General features: G+C 40.3%; 20 protein-coding genes. 11 read left to right on the top strand and 9 right to left on the bottom strand.

What is annotated here, in order from left to right; all coding sequences use genetic code 11:
- Positions 1-150: 150 nt before the first annotated feature.
- Positions 151-1209: a DUF3626 domain-containing protein gene (locus H5114_RS07640; protein WP_124015408.1), complete on the bottom strand. Its 1059-nt coding sequence runs from the start codon at positions 1207-1209 to the stop codon at positions 151-153.
- 337 nt (positions 1210-1546) lie between these two features.
- Here H5114_RS07640 and H5114_RS07635 point away from each other — a divergent pair, with 337 nt between their 5' ends.
- Positions 1547-2977 (top strand): DEAD/DEAH box helicase, encoded by a 1431-nt coding sequence (locus H5114_RS07635; protein WP_182722605.1) that lies wholly within the window; start codon positions 1547-1549, stop codon positions 2975-2977.
- Positions 2978-3138: 161 nt separating this feature from the next.
- On the opposite strand, the gene dbpA is transcribed toward H5114_RS07635, so the two are convergent.
- The 4 genes from dbpA to H5114_RS07615 all read right to left on the bottom strand — a co-directional run bounded on the left by dbpA (position 3139) and on the right by H5114_RS07615 (position 7324).
- Positions 3139-4542 carry an ATP-dependent RNA helicase DbpA gene (gene dbpA / locus H5114_RS07630; protein ID WP_182697604.1) on the bottom strand — a complete coding sequence of 468 codons (1404 nt, stop codon included), beginning with the start codon at positions 4540-4542 and terminating at the stop codon, positions 3139-3141.
- Positions 4543-4866: 324 nt separating this feature from the next.
- Positions 4867-5733 (bottom strand): pirin family protein, encoded by an 867-nt coding sequence (locus H5114_RS07625; RefSeq protein WP_182722604.1) that lies wholly within the window; start codon positions 5731-5733, stop codon positions 4867-4869.
- A 392-nt stretch (positions 5734-6125) separates the two neighbouring features.
- On the bottom strand, positions 6126-6923 hold the full coding sequence (locus H5114_RS07620; protein WP_182722603.1) for a hypothetical protein: 798 nt from the start codon (positions 6921-6923) through the stop codon (positions 6126-6128).
- Positions 6924-7108: 185 nt separating this feature from the next.
- Positions 7109-7324: a hypothetical protein gene (locus H5114_RS07615; RefSeq protein WP_182722602.1), complete on the bottom strand. Its 216-nt coding sequence runs from the start codon at positions 7322-7324 to the stop codon at positions 7109-7111.
- 589 nt (positions 7325-7913) lie between these two features.
- Here H5114_RS07615 and H5114_RS07610 point away from each other — a divergent pair.
- A complete protein-coding gene (locus H5114_RS07610; protein WP_182722601.1) occupies positions 7914-8744 on the top strand; it encodes a hypothetical protein in 831 nt (276 codons plus the stop codon).
- Between the two features lie 47 nt (positions 8745-8791).
- Here H5114_RS07610 and H5114_RS07605 read toward each other — a convergent pair whose 3' ends face one another.
- The 4 genes from H5114_RS07605 to H5114_RS07590 all read right to left on the bottom strand — a co-directional run bounded on the left by H5114_RS07605 (position 8792) and on the right by H5114_RS07590 (position 11821).
- Positions 8792-10342, bottom strand: coding sequence for a PAS domain-containing methyl-accepting chemotaxis protein (locus H5114_RS07605; protein WP_182722600.1), 1551 nt, complete (start codon positions 10340-10342; stop codon positions 8792-8794).
- Between the two features lie 515 nt (positions 10343-10857).
- The gene (locus H5114_RS07600) at positions 10858-11100 is read right to left on the bottom strand and encodes a hypothetical protein (protein ID WP_124015402.1); all 243 of its coding nucleotides are present in this window, start codon (positions 11098-11100) and stop codon (positions 10858-10860) included.
- Positions 11066-11548, bottom strand: a complete 483-nt coding sequence (locus tag H5114_RS07595; protein WP_182722599.1) for a hypothetical protein — start codon at positions 11546-11548, stop codon at positions 11066-11068. Before H5114_RS07595 ends, H5114_RS07600 begins: the two co-directional genes overlap by 35 nt.
- Before the next feature lie 24 nt (positions 11549-11572).
- Positions 11573-11821 carry a hypothetical protein gene (locus tag H5114_RS07590; RefSeq protein ID WP_182697610.1) on the bottom strand — a complete coding sequence of 83 codons (249 nt, stop codon included), beginning with the start codon at positions 11819-11821 and terminating at the stop codon, positions 11573-11575.
- A gap of 667 nt (positions 11822-12488) precedes the next feature.
- Here H5114_RS07590 and H5114_RS07585 point away from each other — a divergent pair.
- The 9 genes from H5114_RS07585 to H5114_RS07545 all read left to right on the top strand — a co-directional run bounded on the left by H5114_RS07585 (position 12489) and on the right by H5114_RS07545 (position 22185).
- Positions 12489-12863, top strand: a complete 375-nt coding sequence (locus H5114_RS07585; protein WP_182722598.1) for a hypothetical protein — start codon at positions 12489-12491, stop codon at positions 12861-12863.
- A gap of 658 nt (positions 12864-13521) precedes the next feature.
- Complete coding sequence (locus H5114_RS07580; protein ID WP_235781608.1) at positions 13522-14565, top strand: extracellular solute-binding protein; 1044 nt, start codon at positions 13522-13524, stop codon at positions 14563-14565.
- Positions 14565-17648, top strand: coding sequence for an EAL domain-containing protein (locus H5114_RS07575; protein ID WP_182722597.1), 3084 nt, complete (start codon positions 14565-14567; stop codon positions 17646-17648). Before H5114_RS07580 ends, H5114_RS07575 begins: the two co-directional genes overlap by 1 nt.
- A gap of 492 nt (positions 17649-18140) precedes the next feature.
- Positions 18141-18722 (top strand): cytochrome b/b6 domain-containing protein, encoded by a 582-nt coding sequence (locus H5114_RS07570; RefSeq protein ID WP_182722596.1) that lies wholly within the window; start codon positions 18141-18143, stop codon positions 18720-18722.
- A gap of 94 nt (positions 18723-18816) precedes the next feature.
- On the top strand, positions 18817-19314 hold the full coding sequence (locus tag H5114_RS07565; RefSeq protein WP_182722595.1) for a DUF1924 domain-containing protein: 498 nt from the start codon (positions 18817-18819) through the stop codon (positions 19312-19314).
- Between the two features lie 67 nt (positions 19315-19381).
- Positions 19382-19945, top strand: a complete 564-nt coding sequence (locus H5114_RS07560; RefSeq protein WP_182722594.1) for a diheme cytochrome c — start codon at positions 19382-19384, stop codon at positions 19943-19945.
- The gene (locus tag H5114_RS07555; RefSeq protein WP_124015687.1) at positions 19938-20204 is read left to right on the top strand and encodes a PepSY domain-containing protein; all 267 of its coding nucleotides are present in this window, start codon (positions 19938-19940) and stop codon (positions 20202-20204) included. Before H5114_RS07560 ends, H5114_RS07555 begins: the two co-directional genes overlap by 8 nt.
- The gene (locus H5114_RS07550) at positions 20204-20866 is read left to right on the top strand and encodes a response regulator transcription factor (protein WP_124015394.1); all 663 of its coding nucleotides are present in this window, start codon (positions 20204-20206) and stop codon (positions 20864-20866) included. The genes H5114_RS07555 and H5114_RS07550 overlap by 1 nt, the downstream gene beginning before the upstream one ends.
- A gap of 2 nt (positions 20867-20868) precedes the next feature.
- Positions 20869-22185: a sensor histidine kinase gene (locus H5114_RS07545; protein WP_182722593.1), complete on the top strand. Its 1317-nt coding sequence runs from the start codon at positions 20869-20871 to the stop codon at positions 22183-22185.
- Positions 22186-22209 lie beyond the last annotated feature (24 nt).

Here is a 22209-nt window from a genome sequence, read left to right as displayed (position 1 = left end):
ATATCGTTTAAAAAGAGTCCGATGGATTGCAAGTCAACATAACTATGCTCATCACAAGCATGAGCAATAACATGACACGGCTTACAAGCAAACAGAAAGACTAAATGGTGACGGTAAGTTACTGTGGGTAACCCCCTTTATTGAGCACGACTATTGATCACGACTCTGGCCATATTTTACTAATACGTGCCAAAGTAACTTTAGGTCTTGTCGCTTTTTTGAATGTGCTCCACGCTCACTCCACGAAGCTGGTTTTTTTTGCAATTGATAGGCCGCGCGACCAATAATTTCTGCATTAATTAACTCATCTTCAGCAATGCTTTGAGCCAAAATAGGCATAGCAGCACCACGGAAATCATCGGGTACTTGCGCAACATTGATTTGCCGCCCTTGATGCCAATACAATTCAATTTCGTATTCATGGCACAAAGCAATCAATGAATCACCAATAGCCGTCCCTTTAAAGGAGGGATCCGCCACTAGCATAGCAATATCTTGATCCAGCGATACAGTGCCGTGAATTTGAGCTTCAATATAATGGTCTAAATTCCCACTAGGCACCTTGTCAAAACGGTGGCTCATGTCATCAGTCAAATGCTGACTAAAATAGTCAATCAGCTTACTCGGCTTAAGCCCTGAAATCCCCAAGGCATATTGACGCTCAAAACTTTCGCTGAGTAATGCCGCTAGAATCGCGTCAAAACACTTTATGGTGCCCTTTTCTTTAGGCAATCGATAAGAGTCCATGTAACTAAAAGTACATCGTGATAAGACTTGAGGATGAGTGACTAAATAGCAGCTGCCAAAGCGAGGTGCTGGGCCTAGCGGACATAAACCAAAATCTAACGCACCATATTTAGGTCGATTCTTAATGCCAGAATAACAGTGCCCAAATAATTGGTTTTCCCAATGGTCACGAGACCCACCTAACTCGGGTGATAAATGACCATTAGACACGTGGGTTTCAAACTGGCTTTTATACACGCCATCACGTAATAAACCATCAACGACAGTGAGGCCTCGGTTATCTATTTGATCGGGATGAAAATGCAATGAGACTCGACTATGTTGCGCCAGCTCACGCATAGCTAGCTGAAGTGATAAGGTTGAAATATTAGACATTAACAGCACATTTTTGATCACGGCATGAGCATGATCTCGCAGCTCATATGCCATTTTCTCTATGTGAGTTTGAGCCGTTAATTTCATCAGTAAAAGACACCTTATGGTAAACCAGCTCAGCTAAGTCGCTGAATATATTTAATACAAAACGAGTGATGATTTTATTGTATGTAATAAGTCGACTTTTAGCACTGATCCAAGTGTGAAGATTAACACGATTTCATTAAATCGCTGTATTTCGGCATCAAAATCGACGTGTTTTAACGATTAAATAGCCCATTATGAGTCGCTTTATGAGGGGATATATCGCTGGCCACGCAGGGATTTGATAGCACTTATAACGGTTTTCAGGTAAGCTTCACGGCCGCCGTTAATGGCTACCTTTTATTCAAAGCAACAATGCGTTGCCCAAAGAGATTTTTCTATGAGTTTTTCCTCACTTGGTCTGAATGCTGCTATTTTAAAAGCGGTTGAAAAACAAGGTTACGACACCCCCTCTCCAATTCAAGCACAAGCAATACCAGCAGTTTTAGCCGGCCAAGATGTTATGGCAGCAGCACAAACAGGGACAGGAAAAACAGCTGGTTTTACCCTGCCAATTTTAGAACTATTATCTAAAGGTGAACGCGCGCAACGTGGTCAAGTCCGTGCATTAGTGTTAACACCTACCCGCGAGCTTGCCGCACAAGTACAAGAAAGCGTCGCAACTTACGGCATCAACTTACCGCTCAAATCGGCGGTAGTATTTGGTGGTGTGTCTATCGTGCCACAATTAGCTGCGCTCAGAAACGGAGTTGACATTTTAGTGGCAACGCCAGGTCGTTTACTCGACTTATGCCAGCAAAAAGCCATTAGCTTCAGCAAATTAGAAATTTTGGTGTTAGACGAAGCAGACCGCATGCTCGACATGGGCTTTATTCGCGATATCAAAAAGGTATTGGCACTATTACCTTCCAAACGCCAAAACTTAATGTTTTCAGCTACATTTTCGAATGAAATTCGTGAGTTGGCGAAAGGTCTAGTTAACAATCCAGTCGAAATTTCAGTCACGCCGCGTAATGCCACGGCAAACACTGTGACTCAATGTGTGTATCCAGTAGATAAAACGCGTAAATCATTGGCACTAATTGAACTGATTAAAACCAATGATTGGAAACAAGTGTTAGTGTTTTCTCGTACCAAACATGGTGCTAACCGTTTAGCCAAAAGCCTGGACGCTGCGGGCATTAAAGCCGCTGCCATACATGGTAATAAAAGCCAAACAGCACGCACTAAAGCCTTGGCTGATTTTAAAGCCGGCGCGGTGCAAGTGATGGTCGCGACCGATATTGCTGCCCGTGGTATAGATATCGATCAACTGCCATTTGTGGTTAACTTTGACTTACCGAACGTACCTGAAGATTATGTGCATCGCATTGGCCGTACTGGCCGTGCAGGTTCAACAGGTCAAGCAGTATCATTAGTCGGTCTTGAAGAAGTTAAGCTACTGCATGATATCGAACGATTAATTAATCGTGTCATTGAGCGTAAGCAACTTGCTGGTTTTGAAGCACCATTTACTATCCCAGAAGCAGGTAGCAGATCTGGCGGCAGTGGAGCCAAAAAGCCCAACCCGAACCGCAGTAAGCATGCTCAACAACATGCCAATGACGGCACTCAAGCTGAAAAACCTGCGCGTAACCACGGTTCTCGCCAGCAATCTCGTGGACAAGATAAGCCTGTAGATCCTAAAGCTGCAGCAAGAGCCAATGGTAATAAGCCACCACAGCGTAATCGTCCACCACGTCGCAGTGGTACTGCACCAGTCACATCTGCAAGCAGTAATCCTTATGCCAACGCTAAAGTAAAAAGCTAATTAGTTAACCGCTAACTTGTGATAAACATAAAAAAACCGGTGAACATTGTTCACCGGTTTTTTATTATTCATTGATAACCCAATTGAGTCTCACGGATAGCAATTACACAAAATTGGGTTATCAGTTGTACGTTTTAAGCGATTCGTTTTAAGTGCAGCCGTTACATAAACCAAGCTCGGTAACTACGGCCTTTTAACTTACCTTTACTGATAATGTTTAATGCTTGCTTAGACACATTACTTTTTACAGCAAAGTACGCACGAATGTCAGTCACTTTAATTTTACCGATATCGTTAAAATCTAACCCATTACCACCAGTTAATGCACCAACAATGTCACCTGGACGAATTTTTTGCTTTTTGCCGGCTTCAATTTGAATTGTAACCATTTCAGCAGCAAGCGGTTGCTTGTTTAACGCACTCATTGGCGGTAAAGGCTCGCTGACCACATCTTTATTCATGGCTTCTTCAATCATCGCCATTTTGTAACCATCTTCTTCACCAAAGAAAGTATAAGCGCTGCCCGAACTGCCTGCACGGCCAGTACGACCAATACGGTGAATATGCACTTCGGTATCGTAGGCAATATGATAATTAAATACCGCATCTAATTCATCAATGTCCAAACCACGAGCCGCGACGTCAGTGGCCACTAGAATGCGCGCACTACGATTAGCAAATTGGAGTAACATTTGATCACGATCCCGTTGCTCTAAGTCGCCATGCAATGCTAATACACTAAAACCAAACTCATGTAATGAGTCAGCCACTTGTTGGGTTTCACGCTTGGTATTACAAAACACCACAGAGCTTTCTGGCTGCTTATCCAGTAACAATAAACGCAATGCTTCAAGACGACCTTGGCTATCTTCAATACGGTAGAAATGCTGATCAATCGTTAAGTTGTCGTGCTTAGCCTCAACTTTAACCATTACTGGGTTATACATAATTTGATCGGCAATCGACTTAATTTGATCAGGGAAAGTCGCGCTAAACAATAACGTTTGACGCTCACGCGGCGCGGCAGCAATAATTTGATCAATATGCTGTTGAAACCCCATTTCTAGCATGCGATCAGCTTCATCTAAAATCAGCGTATCCATGTTGCTTAAATCTAAACGGTTACGATCTAAATGATCGACAATCCGCCCCGGCGTGCCGACAATAATATGCGCGCCATGTTCTAGTGAACCCACTTGCGGCCCCATTGGAACACCACCGCAAAGCGTAAGCACTTTTACGTTATGAATACCACGAGCTAAGGTACGGATTTCTTTAGCGACTTGATCGGCTAATTCGCGTGTTGGACACAACACCATAGTTTGGATACGAAAGCGTTTTACATCCAACTTATTCAAAAGCCCTAAACCAAAAGCGGCAGTTTTACCCGAGCCAGTCATCGCTTGACCAATAACATCTTCACCAGCCAAAATCGGCGGTAAGCTCTCGGCTTGGATCTGAGTCATCGATTCAAAACCCATAGTTTGGAGGTTTTCAAGCAATTCAGGTTTTAAATTAAGTGATGCGAAAGCCGGGTTAACGACTTGTTCTGTAGACTGACTCAAGGCAAATATCCTCTGATATCGAAAGGTAAAAAGCAGACAAAAGCTGCAAAAAAATATACCAATACCATTACATAAATGAGCCATGATCATGCAAAAAATCCGTTAATAGCGAAACAAAATGAACCTATACAATGATGTATATGAAAAAATGCTTACTGCTATTTTTGAACGATTTATCTTGCCAGAAGGAACAGATAATAAATAAGATTGGTGTTAGCACAGGTATTAAAACAAACCCGAGCCAGATGTCAGCTATTGTAGCAATTTTATTGCTAGTTCGCAGACAAATATTTACCGAGAGCTCTACTTATGGTGCACCTAAGACTACACAATTTGGCCAAAATGACCTTGCTGATAATCGCGAACAGCTTGCTCTATCTCAGCTCGGGTATTCATCACGAACGGGCCCATCTGGACAATTTTTTCATTAATAGGCTTGCCCGCTAATATTAACAGCCCGGCACCAGTCGCCTCAGTTTGAAAACAGCACACTTCTTGTGCGTCCAACACTAACAACTGCCCTGCTCCTGCGGTTTCACGTAGACCTTGTGAATCAATATAGTTAAGTTCACCTGCATACACATAAACGCACACGGTTTGGTGCTCAGCAAGGCTCAAGGTGCCATGACCATATGCAGTTAAGGTTAAATCGGCAATGGCCCCTTGACCAGCTAACCCCTGAATAGCTGACGTAATCTTATGTGGTTGATTAATAAATCCCCAACTCCCCGCCAAGGCAACAAGTGATGCACCGTGTTCGTTATCTAAACGTGGGTTAGCCTGTTGGCTGGTGTCTTGGTAAATCGGCGGGCGCATTTTGTGTTTTGCTGGCATATTGATCCAAATTTGAAACCCATGCAGCCCTTCTTTGGCATCGGCTAATGGCATTTCAGAATGCACCACGCCACTGCCAGTACTCATCCACTGAACGTCACCAGCACGAATAGGTTTAACATTGCCCATTTGATCGCGATGTTCAAAGCCACCTTTACGAATATAAGTAAAGGTTTCTACACCTCTATGTGGATGCGGCGGAAAACCACCAATAAAATCTTGTTGATCATCAGACTTAATCTCATCGATCATTAAATATGGATCGAAACGAAGCTTATCAAAGTCAGCAACACGATTGATGTTCACACCATCACCGTCCATTGCGGGCAAGGCGCTAATACGCTGTAATACTTTCATGAAAACCTCGGCGACTAAAAAATAATCTTCAATCATAGCAGCCATCTAACTTAATAAATATTGCATAATAGTGTCGTTTCCTTTCGAAAAAATCGACTATACACATCATATGACTTGAAGAATAATCAACCAAAGTTATCTGTGATGACCACAGATATTCTGACTAACCACAACATGAGTTAATAGATGAACAAGAGGGTTAAGTCGCTAAACTTGAGCTTATAATACTCACACATGAACATTGCTCTTATAGTAAGGCAACATTACGCATTAATAGCTAAGGTATTGTAAGTGAAGACATCTCAGTTAACGGTGCAAAAGAATATTCGATATACGCTTATTTAACCTCCTAATTGAGGTTAAATAATAATATGTTTTATATCTTTGGTACCTCACTGCATGATTGCATTCATGACAGGCATAAAATGAAGCCCACCACCCACGAACATAACCCGCTCATTATTATTGAGCGCGCTTTTCACTTTTTTAATGGCGCTATTGTCCCGAAACTCATTCACACGATGTTTAATCGCTTGAAACCTTGAAAATTCAAGGGTGCTTAGTTGCTGGTCAAAAATAGTCGCCGATGTAAACTCTACCCATGACATAGGCTTACCCACCATTGTAGACAACATAATGTCTAATTCAGCAATTGAATGTGGCTTCGCATGTAGTTGATATTCAGTTGCAGGAAAACCAGATTGACCGAGTAATTTAGTCATCTTATTTGTAGCTTCAGCAAGGCCAGTATTATTGAGCAACTGTGGAGCTTGCCTTAATAAATAAAACACCTTTAGGCTTTCTTCATCAAACTGTTCTAAAACAAATTTAGCTTCACTTAGGCTATCACCCTCCCAAGTTGTTACTTTGACATTATTCTGCTTAGCTAAAAATTGTAAAAATGCCATTTCACCACAACACTTAACCGCTTCAGCTTTATTCATTTTATCGGGCCAATAACCACCTTCTAGCAACACTAAAGTGGGATTAAGCTCATTAAAAAGTCTTTCTATATCGACCAGCTGAAGATCATTAACATCATTTGTATGTGTAGTGCCAATAATCATATAGCCACGTTCTAATGAACGTAATAATGATAAATTAGATTGCGGCTTATATCTGTCACTCGCTTGAACATTTCCATACAAACCGAATACCAAAAATACAACAACAGTAATGATTTTTATCATCGTATTACTTCCCTGTACATCCAAATATAATTGACTATATTCCGTTATCATTAACAGAAGAACTATGCGATCAACACAACATAAAACGAGCTTAATAGTCTGTTGAAGTCGCCAATATTGTTATGACTATCATTGAATTCTTTTTAGCTTTTCAGCCCTTATTCAAAGCTATTTATTGTAAAAGTCTAGTTACACGCACACGCTTTTTGGCCATTTTTTTGAATCCATTCTTCATATTGATCTTCAGGACATTGCCTTTTCATCGCGGGGCATTGAGCACTATTACGTGAATAGTCGCCACCCGTAATTTTCTCGATTAGCGGATCATTAATCTGCGCACTAAAATCTTGAGAAGAACAGCCAAATAATACTGTAATAATGACAATTGATAGGTATTTCATGTCATGTCCTTTTGCATTTTATACCGTAAATCGACGCCTAAAATAGACACTTAAAGGTGTCATAAAGTGAGCTAATAAAAAGTGCACGCAATGATTTTTCAGGCTAATAGAGAACGTATTTCACCTATAACCGTTTAATATTAAGCGTTAACTTTATTAGCATATTTATCAAAAACGTTACCTACAATAACCCAAAAAATTCCCCCACCAAGCAATAAAAACCAGCGGTGATACAAGTAAATAGAATATAACGAAAGTGTTTTCGATGAAAAAATAACGTAATAATCGCAGGAGAAACCAAACTATCAGCCTCTGATAGCGAATACAGCTAAAAAGTATAATTTTCACTTGCTACTATTTGGCTATACATTTCATTTATAGCATTATTCTAAACAGATAAGTCTCATGCCTCATACTAAAACATAAAGCCTAAATAACAAGCAAAAAGTAATCCTATTATAAAAATGCCATACTCGCACATTAACCGGCACCACTCACTTAACTGCCTAATTTGCCAATAGAACTGAACTTTACTTTCTATTAACAATGTAAAGTAACAAGCATAAAACCAAGGCGACACGCACGCTAAATGAATACGATCACCGCATATAAAGAAGGCAACAACTTACAAGCGAACACATTTGATAAATCGTACTTATTTAAGCCATTGGTCTGCGCATTAGTGATCCACAGCGTACTGATATTGTTGATTGGTTGGTTTTGGCAACAAGACGCACAGCAAAGAATGACAGCACTCACAACGCCCACAAAATACTCAGCCATTAAAAGCTACCTCATAACCTCACAACAATACCAGTCACAAATCAATGACACCGAAAACGTGCCACAATCACAGGTTACAACAATACTCAAACCAGTAGAATCTGTAGCAGCAGAAACGACAGCACTCATTAACAGAGAGCCCGCTAAGATAACACCTACATTGATAAAAAAAACGACCATCTCGCCAGTTAAACTCAATAATCAACTTAGAGAAGCCAAGCCAAAAACAGACTCAACATCAAACTCATCTTCTGACACAGTTAATACTGCAGCATCCATTAAACAAGCAGCAAGTCAATACATTAAGCAACATCATAACGACCAGCTTGAACAACTCATAGGTACCCAAACAGCGCAACAAAATAAACCCCTTGGCACCATGAGCGAAATGGATCCTCAATTAGATTTCATTGAGTTAACCCCCAAAGTCGATACAAGCCAGCCCAACACCTTAAATCACCGATTAGACCCTAATAGAATTGTAAAACAAGGAGATTATTGCTACCGAGTAGTCGATCTCGCTACCCAGGTTAATCCCCATGGTTGGGGATTAGGTTTCGCAGAATATTGTGGCGAAGATGAATCTAAAAAGCAGCTAACAGAAGCGATTAACAACAGGATAAGCAAAGTAAAATGATCTCAGCCTTAGCTAAGTCATCAGATCCAAATCCATAATAGTACAATCTAATTAAATTGATTTACCAACTCAGTTTGACGGTTTCCCTGACCGCTAATTTCTAGACTATGTATTGCTGCATGATGACAATTCTGTTCGAATTGATTAATGCCATCTTGTAATATCATAGCATTAGTATAAATTTGATTAACAACAGCAGCTTGCTCTTCTGCAGCAACTGAAATTTGCTCGCCATTACTTTCGATAATCCCCATCACTTCGCTCACCGAAATCAGGCTTTGCTCGAGCATTTTACTGGAATCGATGCTCCTATTGGTCAAGATATCACTTCGTTCCATTTGCGCAACCGCCTTTGCGGTTGTCTGACTCAGTGTATTGATAATAGCGTGTATTTCATGAGCAGAAGTTGCCGAGCGACTGGCCAAGTTACGTACCTCGTCTGCGACCACCGCAAATCCTCTGCCCGACTCTCCAGCTCTCGCAGCTTCAATAGCAGCATTGAGTGAAAGTAAGTTTGTTTGCTGCGCTATACTCTCGATCACATCGACCACTTGGTTTACGTTTTGACATTGCTGATCCAATGAAGAAATAGCAAGACGAGACTCCTCCAATAAGTTATTAATTTCCGTAGTCGCGATTTGGCTGCTAGCTAATGCCGCCTTAGTTGACTGTATTTGGTTAACTAAGTGATGAATTTCTGTTGTTGAATTTGTGGTATTTTTAGCGATATCGGTAACCGAAGAGCTCATTTGGCCGATGGCTGTGACAACTTGTTCCAGGTTTTGCGACTGCGTCACCAACTGGTTTTGATTTGCTTGATTTTGTTGTTGATGCTCTTCTAAACCCTGCTGCAACTCCTCGCCACTGTCTTTTATACGTCCAACCACCGCCAGCGTTTCAGCTTTTTGCATCCGTAGACTTAACTCGATGTGGGAAAGCTCATCGGTATAACCAGTATAAACAAATTGATTTAGCGGATTATCGTGTATTTTTTCACTCAACATCAGGATTTGGCTAAAACGCTGCTTAAGAACATAAAGCGGCCGACAGAAACAGATAACGGCCACAATAAATGCGAGTACCGTGAAAAAACCATTGGAGTAAGGTAAGGACATCAATAACCCTACTGATAACAACCAAGCCAATAAGAGTTTGGTAATAATACTGGCGCCAAACTTTGGCTTAGCGGCTTTTCCAGCATTAATGGCATCGTAACAGGCTTGGGCGCGTTCAGTCAGCTCTGCTTCAGGCTGAGTTCTTACCGACTGGTACTCGCAAATAATCCCGTTACGTTTAATCGGGGTGACATAAGCATTAACCCAATAATATTGACCATTTTTACAGCGATTCTTCACCAATCCCATCCAGCTTTTTCCCTGCTTAATAGTGTCCCATAGGTCACTAAATGCAGCTTTAGGCATATCAGGATGACGAACTATGCAGTGGGGATGATTGATAAGTTCATCTTCTTTATAACCACTGACAGTCATAAAGTCATCGTTAACATGAGTAATAATACTGTCTAAATCGGTTGTCGAAAGAATCATATAATCCGACGGATAAGTGACTTCTTCATCGATGATATCTTTTATGGTCATGTTGATATATTAAACGTCATTAAGTAAATAAGTGAGCCGATTATTAAACAATCAGTATTACTTGTATGTGATGACTCACGACTTTAATCAGTAAATAATTAACATCTTTAAAATATATGCGATAAGTCACATTGATAACAACCAAAATCAATGTGGTATCAAAGTTTACGTTGCGAAGTATTGATTAATCATATAAATGATTATAGCGCTATAGGTAGATTTTTGATGCCAGTCGCTACCATAAGACAATCAATAGTGACGAAATAACAGCTATTATGCCAATGAGTAGAATCACTCTTGATGATTTGATATCAAAGAAACAAGCAATATTAAAATACTGTGACACGCTTATTACCAACAGTGCCAAAAACAATACGCCTTGACACCTTATAGCACCAAGCGGAAACCTAGGTATAGGAGTAACCACTATTCAGACTCACTACAATGCAAACAATTAACTTGATAATATGATGAGCAAGATAATAACTATTATCATTATTTATTCGGTTTTAATTTTACTTAAAGTAATTAAAACCTAAAGATGCCATAGGATAAAGTGATTTAATATTACGTCTATATTTAGCAAAGATAATAGTGGCTATGGTGACAGCAATAGTGACCCCAAAAGGATGCTTTTGGGTTTGTTTTTTAACAGAGTAAAGTAATAAATTGATCGATAATTCACTCTGTCTAGCTGATACGTTACCTTGCATACGCTTTAGCTTAATCGAGTGATTGAGATGCTTTAGAGATGACATCCATACCCTCCTTTAATTGCGAGATAGTGTCTTTAAAGCCAAAAAACTGCATTAGGTATTTTTGCCAGTAAACTAGACCGACTAAAACCATACTCATTGTGAATAGAAATAGTCCTACTCCGATAAGCATGTTGTGAGTAATGCTATATGAAACAATTCCTACACTGACACATATACTGAAAATAAAAAGTACCAATAAAGGAATAAACAAAAGTTGGCAAACAAGAAATTTTTTCGCCACAACAACATTTCTAGAGACTTCCATAAAGAAAAGTTGGACAGTAGATTCTGACCACTGCCCAATATCTTGCGCGACTTTTGATACCTTATTAAAAATATCAGTTATTTCGTCAACATTAGCATTAACCTCATCTGAATTAGATAACGGATCGGCCTGCGTACCGTCAGAGATCTTATTGTTACTCGACACTGTCTTGGTGTTTTCCATAATAAAATCTCTCCAGTTACCTTTTTACTTTGTAATTTTCGAAATTGCCCAGCCAGCTAAAAATGCACACCCAACACTGAGTAAAGGATGTTCCTTTATCATGTTTCCAGCTTGATGGGTTGCAGACTTAACTTTTGCAGAGCCTTCATTGAGTGATTCTTTGGCGTGATCTTTTAAAGAACTAACGGCTTCTGATGTTGCCTCTTCAGCCAAATGATAAGCATCTTTGACTTTTTCTTGAGAGTCTTGATTTTTTTCTTTTGTTGTAGCCATTTTAATCTCCTTAAATAATCTTTCGAGTTCTATTATTACGAATAAATAGCAATAATAAATGATTACATCCAAACATTACTATCTAACATAAAATAGGTAAATCAATACAATATCAATTTAAAAACGATAAAGTATCGATTGTTATTAGTTATGATGCGAATGACATGCCACAATGATAATATCAACCATAAAAATCATAGATGAATGATATAAATAGCTTTTTATTACAACCACATTAAATCTAAATACCTAAATATATTTAACTTTGTATTTTTTACAGGTAATTATATTAAATCATGTAAAAATTACTCAAAAAAAGCATGTGAGTAGAATCAATTTTTATTATAAAAACATTTATTCGCTAGATGATTAAACACGCTGAAATATTCTTTGATAATAAAATATGTATGAGTAGTATTAGAGACGAACTCTATCCTTCATTACCCCTATAATATATCCTCACGGTTTGGGCATTTCATCAATCTAATATACAAAAAAGAAAGCAGTAAAGAATCAACTCAACAATGGTTATGCATAAATATCATAGTGTCGATATACCAGCACTGTTAGCGTTTATATGGGTCACACAATTGATGTGTGCTAGATAACGGTAAATCAATCAAAACACGGTATAATCACGGTGAATTAATGATAAGAGGAAGATAACGTGCTGACAAAAATTCTAGTCACACTATTAGTGATTATTGGCGCTATTGTTTACTTACGTCGCGGTCGAAGTAATAAAGTCAGTCGCAGCGCTGCAATGGCTGAAGCAGAAAGATATCCCTTTTTTAGTCGGGCAATTATTTACGCAATGATTGCTATGTCGATGTTAGCAACTGCAGGTTATTGGGGCTGGAGTTTGTATGACGACAACACTGTGGTTGATGTAACAATTTCATCCCCCATAGAAGCGATGACAGCAAGTTACAAAGTCCGTAAAAAAGATATTGAAGCAAAGAAGATTACCACTATTGACGGGATTCAAATCCGTTTATCGAATCAAGAAAGATTAACCATCAAAGCGACCAAGGGGCAATAATACCTCAAGCTTCAATGCTCATGCTTTGACTTAATCATGCCAAACATACTGCCATGTCTTTGATCTTTTATCCTAGTTCTGCCGATTTCAATCATCAAGGCGATTTATTCGCCAGCAACATGGCTTAGCCCCACCATAATATTGTGCTGCGCCTCTGTCCCATGGTGCAGATCATTACGATAAAATAATCATCAGCACTATAAGTAAAACCTCAGAACAATGGTATTGAGGCTAGGCAAGATCAATGTCGTACCTTTGGCCGAAAAACAACAGCCAGCAGCGGCCTCTGGATAAAATTAACGACTCCATCTTCATCGACACAATCCACAATACCATGATGAGTAACATTGATATCTCAGGGCAGAGACTGGCTTTAACTTAACATTAGGTTTACTGATCTCATCAACAATCTAGTTGCAGAATGAAAAAATTGTTTTCATCGCTTCACATGCTAAAGACCCGTTTGCTAAACACTTGATATAATTCTTGTAAGTTATTTTTATTTATCGTGCTGCTAATTACCACTTTTCTACTATCCTAGGTCTGTAGAATGTAATTTTTATTCAATAGCATTATTTAAGAAAAAAATACTTTCTCTAAGTGCATCAAATCCTTGTATTATTAATGTTGAAATGCTTCAACATCAGGTGGTAGTTAGATGTCTAATACGTATAAACAAATGCGTTGCTTTATTATATTCCTGTCATCTGCTTGTTTTAGCCTTGCTGCCTATTCTGAAGATACATTAAGTGTATTGGCATGGCCTGGGTATGCTGATCCAGATTTAGTTAACATTTTTGAACAGCGTTATCAGGTTAAGGTTAATGTCACCTTGGTTGAATCTGATGACACTATGTGGAATCGGTTAAATGCAGGTATTGGGGATAAATTTGATGTATTTGCTGTCAATACTGCCCAATTACAACGTTATATTGATAAGGGTATTAGCGTCCCCTTAACATTATCTAATATCCCCAATAGTCAAAATCAATTGCCACGTTTTAGCGACCTTTCTTCAATACCGGGTCTGATCCGAAACGGCAAAGTATATGCCATCCCTTATACCTATTCAGAAATGGGCCTTATTTATGATCGAAATGAGTTTAGTCAGCCTCCTGATACTTTTTCGATAATGTGGGATAAACGTTATCAAGGCCGAGTATTGATGTATGCGGGCAGTGAGCACAACTTTTCGTTTGCTGCGTTATCGCTTGGTTTAAAAAATCCTTTTCAAATCCCAAATTCAGAGTTTGGCCTGGTGACCCAGCAAGTTATTGCTTTGCGTAGAAATATTTTGACTTACTATGAAAAACCGGAAGAAGCGACGCTGCTATTTAACGAAAACCATATTGCATTAATGTTCGCCAATTATGGTTCTCAACAAGTTAAAATGCTCAAAGAAACTCAAGCTAATATTGGCTATGTTATCCCCAAGGAAGGCGCTTTAGCTTGGTTAGACTGTTGGTCTGTTACTCGAGATGCTAAAAATAAAACGTTAGCGGAGAATTGGATTAACTTCCTATTAGAACAAAAGGTGAGTCACGCTCTATCAGAAAGACAAGGCTTAGCAAATACGCTTGAAGAACCGGAAGGGTTAACAGCGTCGGATAAACTCATCTGGTTGGAGCGGGTCGAAAATATGGATAAACGTAAATTGCTATGGGATAGAATTATCTCTGGCGAAGTGCCGGAAGAATTTTAATGGCTGCAGTGTCATCAAATAATCAGCCTGTTAAATTTGGCATTGCGATTAAACTTACCATCTTGCTGTCCCTGTTTGGGATTTTAGCCAGTGCTTCTACAGGCTATTTCACCTTTAATGCCACCCGCGACATCTTATCGGATAAAGCGACGCAAGGAATGATTGATGCCACAAAACTTCTCGGCCGACGTTTTTATTCGATGGCTAATGAGGCGGCTAACCAAACCAGAGTTCTAGCAAATACTAAGTTAGTAGACGATTCATTTGGTCATGATAATGCCTCAGTGATTGCTCGAGAATCTTTGTCAGATAATTTCAAAAGTTTATTGTCGGTTTACCCTGAATATTTTCAAGTTAGATTAATTGGCGCGCAAGAGTATGGGCGCGAGATGGTTAGAGTTGATCGGGATGATGGCCAATTAGTTGTGATCCCTCAACCCCATCTACAAGAAAAACAACATTATCCTTATGTCTATAAAACCTTAAAACTGAATAAAGGCGAAGTGTTCTTTTCTAAAATTTTCATTAATCATGAACGGGGGGCTCATACTGGATTAGGCCAACCGACATTGCAGGTGGCATCGCCTGTTATTGATGATAAAGGCAAAGCCATTGGGGTGATTGTCATTAATGTCGACTTGAATTTGATGTTTAGCATATTGAAGTCAGATATGTCTGAAGAGTATCAACTGTATTTGACTAATGAGACAGGTGATTTTCTTATTCATCCAAATAGACTAGAAACCTTTGGTTTTGATCGTGGACGACAATTTTTAGTACAAGATACCTTTGAGCCGGTTGATCAAATTATTAATTCTGGCGTACAAGCCGTCACGATTCGCCAAACGCTAGGTTTTGATAATATTGAAAGTATCGGTGGATTTACCAGTATTCCTTTTAGTCAATCTACCGGTAATCGCTTTGTGATAATCGGGTTAACTGTGCCGATTGATTTTGCTTTATCTGAAACGAACATTTTGACTGAAACAGGCCTGCGAGTTGTTCTGGGATTGAGTTTTCTCGGTATTCTTATTTCGCTCATAGTGGCAAGAATATTTGTGCGCCCCTTGAAGAACTTGGTCGCGGTTGTGCGTCGGTTTAGTGAGACAAATCAGGTGACTCGACTCTCAAATTATAAGCAAGATGAACTAGGGCTGCTTGCAAATAGTATCGTCAGTATGCAAGAAGGTATTTTGACTCATTTAACGAGTCTTAATGACCAAAATACTCAACTCAATCACGAAATTCACGAGCGAGAAAAAATTGAAGCTTATGATAAATTCCATACACATACATTAGAGTTATTGGCCCAAAATAAAAATTTAGATGATATTCTTGAATCGATCGTCTTAGGGATCGAGGGGCTAAAAGAAAAATTTATTTGCAGCATTCTGTTGATTGATAAAAGCGGTAAAAAATTTATTAAAGTGATCGCCCCTAACTTACCTGACTTTTATAATGAAGCGCTTGAAGGGGTTGAAATTGGCATAGGTGTTGGCTCTTGTGGCACTGCGGCGTTCACTAAAGAACTGGTCATTGTTGAAGACATTCAAACACATCCTTTTTGGAGTAATTATAAAGCACTGGCAACACAGGCAAACTTAGCTTCATGCTGGTCTCAGCCTATTATCTCTTCAACAGGCTTAACATTAGGTACTTTTGCAATGTATTGCCGTGAAGTGGCGACACCTTCTGCAGATGATATCGAACTCATTAAGAGAACGGCTCGCTTAACCAGTGTGTCAATTGAACGAAAGTATGCAGAAGATGAAGTTAATAATCTGGCTTTTTTTGACTCACTGACCCTGCTTCCGAATAGGCGCCTATTACTCGACCGTTTAAATCAGGAGCTCGCTGCAAGAGTACACAGTAAAAAGCAAGCCGCTCTTTTATTTATTGATTTAGATAAATTCAAGGCGCTCAATGACTCATTAGGCCATGATATGGGTGACCTATTATTACAACAGGTTGCAAGTCGCATCAAAGCTTGTGTAAGAGAGAGTGATACCGTGTCTCGTTTAGGTGGTGATGAGTTCGTGGTCATGCTTAAAGGGCTCAGTGAACAAGCGATTGTCGCGGTGTCAGAAGCGGAAGTTGTCGGCAAAAAAATTCTCCACTCATTGTCAGAAACCTACCAACTTGCTTCTCATCAATATCTTATAACCCCTAGTATTGGTGTTACATTATTAAGTGCTGACCATCAAAATGCTGATGAAGTATTTAAGCAAGCTGATATTGCTATGTATCAGTCTAAAAAATCAGGTGGCTGTGCGCTATTTTTCTATGACCCCGACATGCAAGCCCATCTTATTTCGCGTATTCGTATTGAAACCGAATTACGCGAAGCCATTAGCAAGGGAAAACAATTTGAACTTTATTATCAACCTCAAATTAACTCATTAGGTATTGTAACGGGAGCTGAAGCGCTAATTCGTTGGAATACTGCGGATCGAGGTATTGTTTCACCTTTAGAGTTTATTGCTATTGCGGAAGAATCAGGTTTGATTTTGCCCTTGGGAGATTGGGTTTTAGAAACAGCCTGTCAGCAACTTGCAACTTGGGCATTAGAACCGAAATCAGCTCATTTGACCTTGGCCGTGAATATTAGTGCAAGACAAATGGGCATTCCAGCATTTGTTGAGAATGTATTAACTATCGTGAGTCAGGCGAATATTAACCCAGAGAAACTTAAGCTAGAGCTTACAGAAAGTATTTTATTGGAAAATATGGAAGATACAATTACAAAAATGACCGCTCTTAAGGCGCGGGGGATCAAATTTTCTATCGACGATTTTGGTACCGGATATTCGTCCTTGCAATACCTGAAACGCTTACCCTTGGATCAGCTTAAAATTGACCAATCATTTATTCAAGATATTGAAAATGACCCCAATGACAGGGCAATTGTGCGGACCATTATTGCCATGGCAAATAGTTTAAATTTAGAGGTGATCGCTGAAGGCGTTGAAACAGAAAAACAGAAAGAACTACTGACTAACAAAGGTTGTTTAAACTACCAAGGATATTTATTTAGTAAACCTTTGCCGTTGAAAATGTTTAACCAGTATCTGACAAAGCATTAAGTCTATTCTACAAAACCATGGGGCCAGAATCTTATAGCGTGGCTCCCATTATTGCCATTGCCACGGTTCATTTGCTTAATTGACAGTAAGCAGTTCTGCTTTGCTGAAATAACCTTGTTGGCGAAAACTAGGCTATTGCTTTGAAGAAACCATCTTTTAAATCGATAAACAGTGATAACAATCTATCGCCATCGACATGAATACAAGCTGTGTTAGTCAATAATGATTCTGCCTTACTCTATTAATAGGGTGCTCAATATTTATATTCCTCAAAGTGACAATCCCCGCTCAACAAGTGTTTGCACATCCTTGCTATTTGGTTGTTCGAAACCATAAAGATCAACAGCAACGTTTTTGCTAATCAATCATAAAGCCCGCTGGGCTCATATCATTTCAGCTTAAAGCAACTCCTTTGACCTTCTGAAAATTTAAGCGAGGTTTAAGTTTGGGTTCAGTAACCTACTCCTAGACCACAATTAGGAGAGTCACATTATGTCATCAAATACACTGCAAACCATTAAAGTCTGGGATGTGTTGATCCGCGTATTCCATTGGTCACTCGTTGGCTTTTTTACCTTAGCGTACCTCACAGAGGGCGAAGATGAATGGATGACGATCCACAGCTACGCAGGTTACTGCATTTTAATCCTGCTGGTGTTTCGCTTGTTATGGGGTGTAATTGGAACTCATCATGCGCGCTTCAGTAACTTTGTCACTCGGCCTAAAAACGCCTTAATTTATGTCAAGGCACTTGCCACTGGTAAAGCCAAAGATTATGTCGGCCATAACCCTGCTGGAGCCTTGATGATCATCACCTTGATAATCAGTATCGCCATCACCGGATTTTCAGGAATGGCCCTATACGCCATAGATGGGTACGGGCCATTAGCCACCAGCTTTTTTGCCACTTGGCCAGAAGGCGCAATAAAAGAAGTCCATGAGTTTTTTGCCAACTTTACCGTGTTCTTAGTGGTTATCCATGTCGGCGGCGTGTTAGTCAGCAGCTTGCTCCACAAAGAAAACTTAATCAGAGCCATGGTTACGGGCAAAAAGCACCGTCCACTAGAAAAGTAACACTGATTTAATCAACCTATTTTTGAGATAGAAAGCACTCATATAGTGAGCTTTCATCGTCAACCTGACATTTTTAACCCAAAAGGAATGCCCTATGAACACAATGACTCAACCCACCATTAGCCAAAAGCTTAATCTAGTTAAGATATCGGCCTTGATGCTGAGCAATATAAGTTTAACCCTTGCTTGCCTTGCTATCACAAGCATAAGTTTCACCAGCTTTGGTGTAAATGCCGCTAACAGTAAAGTGGATAGCCTCCCCTTAAGTGCCGAGCGCATTGGCAGACAACTGCAAAACTATCAATCCCTAGGCGCAGGGCCATTCTCTGCGGCAGCGGGACAAACATTATGGATGAAGGAAATGGATGGTCGTAGCTGCACTAGCTGCCACACGGCTAAAGTCAGCGAAATGGGCATGCACCAAAATACCCGTAAGATGATTGATCCTATGGCGCCATCTATCACACAAGCTCGTCTAACAGACACCGCAAAAATAGAAAAATGGTTTACTCGTAACTGTAATTGGACCTTCAAACGCGACTGTACAGCACAAGAAAAAGGCGATGCTTTACTCTGGTTAAGCCAGCAATAACAAAGATTAACCATTGATAAACAATCATTATTTTTATTAAAGACAACTGCGAACAAAGGAACATCTCATGACAAAGCAAACGCATCTGATAAGCTGGATTGCAGGTTCATCGATTACGGCAGCCGCACTAGCCATTGGTATTATCGGTATCAGCCTGACTCTAACAGGCACAGGATATGCCGACGATGACCATAACCGAGGGCGGGGAATTCCACAAAATGTGGAATATAGCGCCGAATGTGGCAGTTGCCACATGGCCTACCCTGCCAATTTATTACCTGCAGAAAAATGGCGCGCCATCACAGCTAATCTTGAGGATCATTTTGGTGATAACGCCAGCCTAGACCCTCAAGCAACGGCTAGAATTGAGGAGTATCTGCTTCTACATGCAGCTAAAAATGGTAAAGTGCTAAAAAACAGTAAGCCATTAATAGCAGGCATGGGGCCGCAAAAAATCACCGAGCAGGCATTTTTTATTCGTAAACACGATAAGATCCCTAAACGCATGGTACAAGATAACCCTAAAGTCGGCTCATTCAGTCAATGCAGTAATTGCCACAACCTCGCAGAGAAGGGCGTATTCAATGAAGATACCGTTAATATTCCTGGTTTTGGCCGTTGGGATGATTAGCAGCTCAAGCTGTGATGCTCACGATGATGATCTTTCAAGCAAAGTCGTAGAGTGGGTAAAAGAAGGCAAAGTGTTATCGTTTGACAGCATAATGCAACGCTATGAATCACGATTAAATGGCCGATTGCTCGACCTAGAGGTTGAGCAAAAACATGGACGTATCATCTACGAACTCGAAATTTTACGCGATGATGGCATAGTGTATGAGATCAAGATTGACGCCAAAACCGGCGAGTGGTTAAAAGAAAAGGTCGACTAATGCGTTTGCTATTTATTGAAGATGATACTGATCTAGTCGCTCGCCTCATTCCCGCCCTTAACAAGGCGGGATATGCAGTCGAACATGCAGATAATGGTATTGATGGGGCTTTTCTTGGAGAGGAGGAAAACTTCGAAGCCGTGATCCTCGATCTCGGCTTACCCGGCAAGCCAGGTTTAGAGGTTCTCAGTCAATGGCGACGACAAGGTTTAACCATGCCAGTACTTATCCTCACCGCGCGTGATGCCTGGCACGAGCGTGTTGATGGTCTCAAAGCGGGAGCAGATGACTACCTAGGCAAACCTTTTCATGTCGAAGAATTACTCGCAAGGCTCGAAGTATTAATTCGCCGTCATTTTGGTCGTGCCGATAATGTATTACAACATGCAGGCGTCTCTCTTGATGTCGACAAACAAGCCGTGACTAATTGCGATGGTGAAGTGATAGAGCTGACTAAAATTGAATATCGCCTGCTGCATTATTTGATGGTCAATCCAAGCAAAATAGTCTCTAAAACAGAGCTGAGTGAGCGCATATATGAAGAGGAACACATCAAAGACAGTAATGTTATTGAAGTATATGTTAATCGATTACGTCAACGTTTAGGCAAAGATTATATTGAAACTCGTCGTGGCCAAGGGTATCGGCTTAAGGAGCAATAAGCGTGTATTCACTCAAAGGATATCTTACCCGTAACTTACTGATCACTCTTACCTTTACTATGGTGTTATTACTGTATTTCCTGTATCAGGGTATCCAAATATTAACTCAAGACTTTGTCGCCTCGCGCCTGCAACATGATGCCGACAGTCTGATCTCCGCACTTGAACAACATCCTGATACCACTTGGTCGCTCACCTCAGACCGTTTACCCAATGTCTACCATAGGGTAAATTCAGGACATTACTTTGCCATTCAGATTGGCACGCAAACTCTGCGATCGCGTTCCTTATTCGACCATGAAATAAGTATTCCCGCCCTAAAAGCAGGTCAGCAACAACAAGCCAGCCAATTTGTGGGTAAAGAACATTGGTTAATATTCAGTCAAGCGATTATCAAGAACGATCAATTAGTTATCCTTTGGATAACGGAAGACATCAGCGCACTTGAACAAACTCAAGTACACTTTTTAGCCTTTGCCAGCGCGGCGGTATTACTCACTATTATCATTCTATTACTTGCACAAAATCAGCTACTCAAACGCGGATTTAAACCCTTAGAACAGATGCCTGAAGCCATAAGGCAGATGCGTACCCAAGGGCAAGAAATTAATCCAGGCAACATGCCGAGTGAGATAGTTCCGCTGATTGAAGAGATAGATCGCTTAGTTAATCAGTTGGGGCAGCGAGTACAACGATCCCGCAATGCACTTGGTAACTTAGCTCATGAAATGAAACGCCCTCTGCAAGGGTTGCAGTCCTATCTAGAAAGTCTGCCACCGGAACAAAGAGCACAAGGCAGCAAGGTATTATCAAATCTGCACCACATTATAGAGCGGGAGCTCAAGCGCACGAAAATTGTTGGCCTCTCTATGCCTGGCCGCTTTACCGTTCTAGATGATGATCTCGCGCCACTTATCCAAGTGATGTTGCGCATCTACCCCCAGCAGATCATTCTAAGCCACTACGATAACGGTTTAGTCATGCCCTTTGATCGCGACGATTTACTCGAACTGCTGGGTAATTTGCTTGATAACGCCTGCAAACATGCCAGTAAAAATATTGAAATACAGATCAAGCAGCAAAGTATCCCTAAAGCTGGCTATCTCATAGAAGTAAGCGATGATGGTGAGGGAGTCTCAGATGCGGCATTATCTATGATTATTAATCGTGGAGTCAGGCTAGATGAGAGTATCCAAGGCCACGGCTTGGGTCTGTCCATCTGTAAAGATATTGTCGATAGCTATCAAGGCGAACTCAACTTTAGCCATGCAAAACAAGGCGGATTAACCGTAAGCGTCTTTCTCCCCATCCACACCTAAATGAGCCTAACCTGGTTAATGAAT

Origin of the sequence: Shewanella sp. SR43-8, assembly GCF_014163775.1 — a bacterium.
Taxonomy (GTDB): domain Bacteria; phylum Pseudomonadota; class Gammaproteobacteria; order Enterobacterales; family Shewanellaceae; genus Shewanella; species Shewanella vesiculosa.
This window is presented reverse-complemented; position numbering and strand designations above follow the sequence as displayed.

Excerpts from the sequence above, each read along its gene's own strand:
- H5114_RS07640 (WP_124015408.1), bottom strand. The coding sequence starts at position 1,209 with ATGAAATTAACGGCTCAAACTCACATAGAGAAAATGGCATATGAGCTG.
- H5114_RS07635 (WP_182722605.1), top strand. The coding sequence starts at position 1,547 with ATGAGTTTTTCCTCACTTGGTCTGAATGCTGCTATTTTAAAAGCGGTT.
- H5114_RS07625 (WP_182722604.1), bottom strand. The coding sequence starts at position 5,733 with ATGAAAGTATTACAGCGTATTAGCGCCTTGCCCGCAATGGACGGTGAT.
- H5114_RS07620 (WP_182722603.1), bottom strand. The coding sequence starts at position 6,923 with ATGATAAAAATCATTACTGTTGTTGTATTTTTGGTATTCGGTTTGTAT.
- H5114_RS07615 (WP_182722602.1), bottom strand. The coding sequence starts at position 7,324 with ATGAAATACCTATCAATTGTCATTATTACAGTATTATTTGGCTGTTCT.
- H5114_RS07610 (WP_182722601.1), top strand. The coding sequence starts at position 7,914 with ATGAATACGATCACCGCATATAAAGAAGGCAACAACTTACAAGCGAAC.
- H5114_RS07605 (WP_182722600.1), bottom strand. The coding sequence starts at position 10,342 with ATGACCATAAAAGATATCATCGATGAAGAAGTCACTTATCCGTCGGAT.
- H5114_RS07600 (WP_124015402.1), bottom strand. The coding sequence starts at position 11,100 with ATGTCATCTCTAAAGCATCTCAATCACTCGATTAAGCTAAAGCGTATG.
- H5114_RS07595 (WP_182722599.1), bottom strand. The coding sequence starts at position 11,548 with ATGGAAAACACCAAGACAGTGTCGAGTAACAATAAGATCTCTGACGGT.
- H5114_RS07590 (WP_182697610.1), bottom strand. The coding sequence starts at position 11,821 with ATGGCTACAACAAAAGAAAAAAATCAAGACTCTCAAGAAAAAGTCAAA.
- H5114_RS07580 (WP_235781608.1), top strand. The coding sequence starts at position 13,522 with ATGTCTAATACGTATAAACAAATGCGTTGCTTTATTATATTCCTGTCA.
- H5114_RS07575 (WP_182722597.1), top strand. The coding sequence starts at position 14,565 with ATGGCTGCAGTGTCATCAAATAATCAGCCTGTTAAATTTGGCATTGCG.
- H5114_RS07570 (WP_182722596.1), top strand. The coding sequence starts at position 18,141 with ATGTCATCAAATACACTGCAAACCATTAAAGTCTGGGATGTGTTGATC.
- H5114_RS07565 (WP_182722595.1), top strand. The coding sequence starts at position 18,817 with ATGAACACAATGACTCAACCCACCATTAGCCAAAAGCTTAATCTAGTT.
- H5114_RS07560 (WP_182722594.1), top strand. The coding sequence starts at position 19,382 with ATGACAAAGCAAACGCATCTGATAAGCTGGATTGCAGGTTCATCGATT.
- H5114_RS07555 (WP_124015687.1), top strand. The coding sequence starts at position 19,938 with ATGATTAGCAGCTCAAGCTGTGATGCTCACGATGATGATCTTTCAAGC.
- H5114_RS07550 (WP_124015394.1), top strand. The coding sequence starts at position 20,204 with ATGCGTTTGCTATTTATTGAAGATGATACTGATCTAGTCGCTCGCCTC.